The organism is Oleiphilus sp. HI0043, assembly GCF_001634935.1.
This window is the reverse complement of sequence record NZ_LWEY01001792.1, coordinates 1-1670: the sequence shown is the minus strand read 5'-3', so window position 1 is coordinate 1670 and position 1670 is coordinate 1. Positions and strand designations below refer to the sequence as shown.

At 41.7% G+C, this 1670-nt stretch carries 2 protein-coding genes; both read left to right on the top strand.

The window, feature by feature from the left end; genetic code table 11:
• A partial coding sequence (locus A3729_RS27550) for a DUF3187 family protein (protein WP_156498181.1) occupies positions 1-935 on the top strand: 935 nt, incomplete at its 5' end.
• A gap of 77 nt (positions 936-1012) precedes the next feature.
• On the top strand, positions 1013-1615 hold the full coding sequence (locus A3729_RS27545) for a YfaZ family outer membrane protein (protein WP_082865048.1): 603 nt from the start codon (positions 1013-1015) through the stop codon (positions 1613-1615).
• The last annotated feature ends 55 nt before the right edge of the window (positions 1616-1670 follow it).

The window sequence follows — 1670 nt, the reverse complement described above, 5'->3', positions numbered from 1 at the left end:
ATAGCGAGACAATAGACGCTCGAAACAACAGCCCTATTGCTATGCTTTTCTCTCTCCCAAGAGCTAGCTTTTACCCAACTGAGCAAATCGGATCGATTCATTTACAATCAGACGCTTCGCTCACCAATTACATCAGCACTACAGATAAAAATGGCGACTATTTTCGCATAGACGGAGAAACCTGGAGATTTAGAAACACAGTTTCATACCAATATTCTCAACAGCTTCGCATTCTGGTAGACGCGTCCTGGATAAAACATGGCGGCGGTTTAGGTGATCGATTTATTTTCCACTTCCATGATGCATTAGCACTTCCACAAAATGGCCGCTCCGATAAGCAACACGATAGGTTCAACTGGACACTCTATTCTGAAAATCAGCAGGTATTATCTTTTCAGCGGGAAGCGTCTTCATGGGGTGACACCGAGGTTTCATTCGCATGGAAAATGAAAGAAATCTCCGATACTCAATACAACGCTACACTTAAAATTCCCACTGGCAACTACACGAATCAAACAGGCAGTGAAGCCTTCGACATAAATTTTAGCATCACCCAGCAGAACCCTGAGTGGTTCAAAAGGCGCAATTTTTTTGAACAAACAAAGCTTTCTTTATGGTACGGTACTGGTCTTGGCTATATAGGAAAGTCAGAGCAACTTAAGATTCTTGAGCAGCATCCTGTAAACCTTTCTTTTCGCGCAGGGTTCGCGTGGCTAATTAGTCCTAATTGGCAGTTAAAAAGTCAGATTGATACTCACTCCCCCTTGTTCAAAACAGAGCTACGTGAACTTGGCTGGGTACCGCTGCAAATATCCTTTGAAAGCGCACACCGTTTCAGTCAGGATATATCAATAAATCTGATGATTGCTGAAGACATTAGGCCACGATCCGTACCAGATGTGATCCTTAAGACAAGCCTAAGAATTAGACTTTAAAACTCACCTTAGAAACTTTCGGTGTTAAGAACTTAATTACCAAGTAAAGAATTGACTAACAAGGAACTTGAAAACCAATGCAATGCTTTAAAAAAGGAAAGTTAAACCCTGGCTTATTATCATTTATCGGGTTGATCGGATATACACTTGTACTATCTACACCCACAGCCCATGCTGATGAGATTGATCTCAGACTCAGCAATGACGCGGTTCACGGAAACTATACTAAAGATAATAGCCGGTCTAAGGCAAGGTTTGGCATGGGGTACTTCTATAAAGATGACGATTACACAACCAATATTCTAAACGTTGACCTACATGCAAAAGGACAAACCGTTATCGGTAATATGCCAGCAACAGTTGCTATTGGATTTGAAAGTAACTTTTTTAAAATCGAGGATTTCAAAGGTACTGCTGTTGGAATTGGCGGTTCACTAAGGCTAAACCTACCAAGCGCACCTGGCTTATCATTTGAAACAGATCTACATTATGCGCCCAAGGTACTATCTTTTGGAGACTCTGACGAGTTCAGTCGTTTTAGAACCCAAGTCAATTACCGAATTATTGAAAATGCCGATATCGCATTCGGCTTCCGCTATATGAATGTTGGCAGCGAATTAGATGGCAAGAATGAAACCCTTGAAAGCGGCGTATACCTTGGTCTTCAGTTAGCACTATAAGACTCAGGAGAGCACTGCAAACGCAGAGACTAAGCCGGATTCATCAGATAAACTA